The 4,218-nt window shown below is 60.0% G+C and carries 6 protein-coding genes; all 6 read right to left on the reverse strand.

Features of this window, described 5'->3' with window-relative positions:
• Window positions 1-35 precede the first annotated feature (35 nt).
• The 6 genes from PHI64_RS23400 to PHI64_RS23425 all read right to left on the reverse strand — a co-directional run bounded on the left by PHI64_RS23400 (window position 36) and on the right by PHI64_RS23425 (window position 4,164).
• Window positions 36-254: a hypothetical protein gene (locus tag PHI64_RS23400; RefSeq protein WP_299888796.1), complete on the reverse strand. Its 219-nt coding sequence runs from the start codon at window positions 252-254 to the stop codon at window positions 36-38.
• Window positions 255-747: 493 nt separating this feature from the next.
• Window positions 748-1,671 (reverse strand): hypothetical protein, encoded by a 924-nt coding sequence (locus PHI64_RS23405; protein ID WP_299888799.1) that lies wholly within the window; start codon window positions 1,669-1,671, stop codon window positions 748-750.
• Window positions 1,672-1,773: 102 nt separating this feature from the next.
• Window positions 1,774-2,301, reverse strand: coding sequence for a glycosyl hydrolase 108 family protein (locus PHI64_RS23410; protein ID WP_299888804.1), 528 nt, complete (start codon window positions 2,299-2,301; stop codon window positions 1,774-1,776).
• Window positions 2,302-2,386: 85 nt separating this feature from the next.
• On the reverse strand, window positions 2,387-2,710 hold the full coding sequence (locus tag PHI64_RS23415) for a hypothetical protein (protein ID WP_299888807.1): 324 nt from the start codon (window positions 2,708-2,710) through the stop codon (window positions 2,387-2,389).
• The gene (locus tag PHI64_RS23420; RefSeq protein ID WP_299888810.1) at window positions 2,707-3,123 is read right to left on the reverse strand and encodes a hypothetical protein; all 417 of its coding nucleotides are present in this window, start codon (window positions 3,121-3,123) and stop codon (window positions 2,707-2,709) included. The genes PHI64_RS23415 and PHI64_RS23420 overlap by 4 nt, the downstream gene beginning before the upstream one ends.
• A 111-nt stretch (window positions 3,124-3,234) precedes the next feature.
• Complete coding sequence (locus PHI64_RS23425) at window positions 3,235-4,164, reverse strand: tyrosine-type recombinase/integrase (RefSeq protein ID WP_299888812.1); 930 nt, start codon at window positions 4,162-4,164, stop codon at window positions 3,235-3,237.
• Window positions 4,165-4,218: the final 54 nt, after the last annotated feature.

Consider the following 4,218-nt stretch of genomic DNA (forward strand, 5'->3'; position numbering starts at 1 on the left):
CGCAGCAAAGAGCTGCAGGAGCAGGATCGGGCCCATCATTTTGAGTTCTCCCCCATCCAGCGCTCCACACGACGCAACAGCAATGTGAGGCCGCCCCACCCGATCAGAAAAGCGGCGGGGAAGCGCAGCGCCCACAGCGCGCCGACGAAACTCGGCAGAATCAGGTCCGAAGGGAGTCCGGTGGCAATGCCGGCCACGGTGATTAGTCCGCCCGCTACGGCTGCTGCCCCGGTTGTGGTTGTGGGTTCGGGCATGTCTGGCACCTCGTAGATTCGATTTGCCGGGAGCATGGAGGATCATTTCCAATTGGCTTAACCCTACGGGGTGAGAAACAGTTTTTTGCAAACCAGAAAGCTCATGCAGCTCTCACAATTCCAGGACTTTCCATGCGCCATCCCTTGCGTCAAGACCTCGATCGTTGTGATAGAGGTCTGTCATCGATGCTTTCGCGTGGCCCAGCAGGGTTTGCGTGTCGAGCCCTTGCTTTTTGGGGTATCCGGAAAAACTGGTGGGTTTACGGTTTTGACGAAACCCTGATTCAATTTCACTCTCCGGAAGTTTTGGTGGGCGGCTTCAATTTATGCACCTGACTCAAAGCTTCCTCAATCAACACAGGGCCGCTTTTGTCTCGCTCAGGCGAGGTGAGCCAGTCCCGCAGCCATTTCGGTAACTTGGTGTTGAACGGCACTTTCTTCAGGTGCTCCGGAGCCGGTTTCCGCCCGGCTCCTTCACGCTTTCCGCCAACCATTAAGAAGCCGCCGTAATTTCGGCTTCCAAGGCTTCTCGAATGTCAAGCAGCAGACTGGTTTGCTCGAACCGGCCAAACTTCTTGTCCGCCACCAGGCCCAATGCTTCAAGTCGCTTCATCATAGCTCGTGGAACATCGTAGCCTTCGTCGTCATCACAGGTTTCGCAGAAACGAACCGCCGCACGCACTTCCTCCGGTGACATCCAATCCAGACAAAGGGAAATCATAGCTTCCAGCAAGCAGGCTTCTGCCCGTTGAAGGTCAAAGGTGTCATCCTCGGTACGCAGCTTGCCCTCCATGTCAATCCAGTGCGGATGACCGCTGGCCGCCGCTCGAATGCGCGTCAATTCCATCGCCAGATTATCTGGCCCCAAACCTCCAGCGTAGCCACAGTGAATGCCATGCAACGGCGCAGGCCAGGCGCTACGCTCAACACCTCGGCCACCCGATGAATCGAACAGCGCAACATAATTGGCATGTCCACACAGGCGCTTCCATACGCCTTCATTGGCGTCGTTGTGCTGGGTGATGACCTTTAGCGAAGGGTAACGGTCAAGTAGAGTCGAAAGCGCATCCAGGTCAATGCCGTCCTGAGACTGGCTAAAGTTGAGCTGAACCCGGCCACCTCGGGCAGCAACGGCTTCTACCAACCCCGTGACTTCAGCCTCATTGGCCAACAAGTTTGGCACTCCGGCACCGCAGACATGAAGCGCAACCCGAACGGTATCCGGAAGCGTACGGAAGGCATTGAGCAATGTGGCAACGGAAGGATAACGCCCGCCATGGCCCTGCCGCTTTGGTGAGTAGAGGAACCCCCATTCGACTAACGGAAAACGCTCCGATAGGTTAGCAAGCTCAGCGAGGTTCGTGTGGTCATCTACCCCGGTCAAGGTAATATGGGTCAGCAGTTGATGAGTGGTCATTTCAGCCTCTTTTCGGTAATTGTTTCGAGATTCAACCAATGATTTAAGTCTAGTCGTTTGTCAGAATAAAGTCAAGACGTTTTTCAAAAGATTATGACAAGACTACAATCTCGACCTTTCATTGCATGAAGCGGTAGCCATGAGCGGCATCCTGAATCTCCCCGGCCTGCGGGAGTTGGACAAGAAGGAATCAGAGACGGAATACCACGTCAAAGCCGAACCCGCCGCCATCGCCCGGCTGTGCCCGTTGAACTTCGCTACCGCAGCCGCGCCATCGGTCATTTTGAGCGCAAGCAAGGTCTTCGGCCCGATCTTTCCGTCGTCAGTGACGCCCACGGCTCGCTGCATCCATTTGATCGCCTGCAGCGGCCCGGAATTCACCGCAGCGTCGAACAGGTCGAAGCGCAGAGCTGCCGGGCAATCGTCAGCGCGCACTGCGTCCCAATAGGTCTTGCGGTAGATCTGCTTGGCGAAGTCGAGCGGGAAGTCGCGCATGTGGCCGGTGTATCCGTGGGCGCGCGCAACATGCACGGTCACGCCGAAGCGGGTGGCGCCGCCGGGGTCTTTGGGGTGATCCACATAGCCGCCCTCATGCCCGATGAGTCGCTCGAATGCAGTATCGAAGTTCATGGCCTTCTCCGGGAAAGGAAGCGAAGCACGGAAGCCACCGCGCCGACAGCACGGAAGACCGAAACCAACAGCTCGAAGATCGCCTTCACTGAACCACCTCCCTCTTCCGCCCCTCGGGCGCATAGCTGCACCGCAGGAACTGTTCTGGAACCCCGTGGCGCCACTTCTCGGCCGTCACGCTCTGCACCAGGCACACAGCGGCCAGCAGCGCCATCGACCACAGATCGGGCGCCCACGGCCGTGCAATCGGCCAGGCCAGCCCGAGGAGCGCGACGCATCCCAGGAAGCAGAACACCAGCCGAATGCCGAGCTGTGCCCGGTCATCCAGCCACCTGGCACGCAGGAAGACCGACCAAAAGACGTAGAGGCACATCAGCAGATGGGCCACGAGCATAAGTTGAGCGATCATTTCTGTTCGCCCCCGTCGTCGTTGCCCCCGTCGCGCCGCCTGAAGACCGCCGCTGCCGCCCCGCCCATAAGCCCGGAGAAGCCCGCGAAGAACGCACGCCAGCCGTTTCCCATCGCACCGATCACCAGGGCGACAATGGCCAGCCAGTCGGAAATGGGCAGTCCGTAGGACGACTCGAGATAGCTCGCGATCACGCCCGTGAAGAAGATCGCCAGCAGCGTGCAGCGCAGGAGCAGCATGATTGCTTTGCCGTCGCCTCTAGTGCGGGAGCCCGACAGGGGCCAGAGGCCGCCGCCAATCGACGCGACGATGATCAGCGCCCAGGGGCCGGCCTGGGGGCCGAGCATGGAGACGAAAAGCACCGTCGCGGACACGCTCGCTGCGGTGACGGATGTTGAAGCGGGTTCGGGCATGTCTGGCACCTCTTGAAAGCAAGTGCCAGCAGGATCGCGCAGGGCTTGCGAGGTGGGTAACCCTACGGGGTGCGAAACTGTTTTTTACAAACCGGAAAGCTCATGCAGCTCTCACAATTCCAGGACTTTCCATGCGCCATCCCTTGCGTCAAGACCTCGATCGTTGTGATAGAGGTCTGTCATCGATGCTTTCGCGTGGCCCAGCAGGGTTTGCGTGTCGAGCCCTTGCTTTTTGTACTCGCGGGCCGACAGCGACCGGCACTCGTGCAGCGATGGCGGGCTCATGTCGCCCTCTTCGTCCGGCAGCACAGCTTCACGGGCCTCCTCGAATCGCCACGACATCGACTCGACACACGGCGGCTGCCCGGTCGTCTTGCGGATCAGGTGCTCGTCGCCAGCCTTTGCGTAGCCCCGGCAGTCCTCAATCACGTCGCGCACCGACAGCCCGACCGAATCCAAGCGCAGATCCAGCGGGATGGCGACCCGCGCGCCCGTCTTGGCCTGGGTGATGTGCAGGTACTCCCGCCCGTTGTCGTGCGCCCACACGTCGGAGAATTTCATCTTGACCAGATCTGACCGGCGCTGTCCCGTCACCAGGGCGAGCCGGATCATGCGATGCACCCACGGCGGGCTGTGCTCTTTTGCGTGGGCGTAGATGCGCTGCCACTCCGACAGAGACAAACGACGGCGGCGCACCACGACACGCGGCACCCTCACAGCCTTTGCCGGGTTCGTTGTCAGCCATCCATTGTTCACAGCCTCGTCGAGCATGGATCGGATCTCGATCAACGTCCGCTTTGCTGCAACCGGGTGTTGCTTTCCGACACGGGCAATCAGGCTGCTGATTTCGTGCGGCTTGATCGCGCCGATGCGCTTGCTCCCCAGTGCCTCGACTATCCGGCGGACGTGGCACTGCCGATTCTGGAGCGTCTTCTTGCACACCTGACGCTCCAACAGGCCGGGCGTGTAGATGTCGGCCCACTCAGCCAGCGTGCGAAAGCTGGGTGCGATGCGGCCGAGTGTGACAGACAGGAGGTTCATGGGGTTTGGTCCGGTTGGCGCCCCGCCGATGACTGGCAGGGCGCAACGGGGGTT

Origin of the sequence: Zoogloea sp., assembly GCF_028689785.1 — a bacterium.
In the GTDB taxonomy this organism is placed as follows: Bacteria; Pseudomonadota; Gammaproteobacteria; order Burkholderiales; family Rhodocyclaceae; genus Zoogloea.

Bases quoted from the DNA above. Each gene is read 5' to 3' on its own strand.
- PHI64_RS23415 (WP_299888807.1), bottom strand. From the start codon at position 2,710: ATGATCGCTCAACTTATGCTCGTGGCCCATCTGCTGATGTGCCTCTAC.
- PHI64_RS23425 (WP_299888812.1), bottom strand. From the start codon at position 4,164: ATGAACCTCCTGTCTGTCACACTCGGCCGCATCGCACCCAGCTTTCGC.
- PHI64_RS23410 (WP_299888804.1), bottom strand. From the start codon at position 2,301: ATGAACTTCGATACTGCATTCGAGCGACTCATCGGGCATGAGGGCGGC.
- PHI64_RS23420 (WP_299888810.1), bottom strand. From the start codon at position 3,123: ATGCCCGAACCCGCTTCAACATCCGTCACCGCAGCGAGCGTGTCCGCG.
- PHI64_RS23405 (WP_299888799.1), bottom strand. From the start codon at position 1,671: ATGACCACTCATCAACTGCTGACCCATATTACCTTGACCGGGGTAGAT.
- PHI64_RS23400 (WP_299888796.1), bottom strand. From the start codon at position 254: ATGCCCGAACCCACAACCACAACCGGGGCAGCAGCCGTAGCGGGCGGA.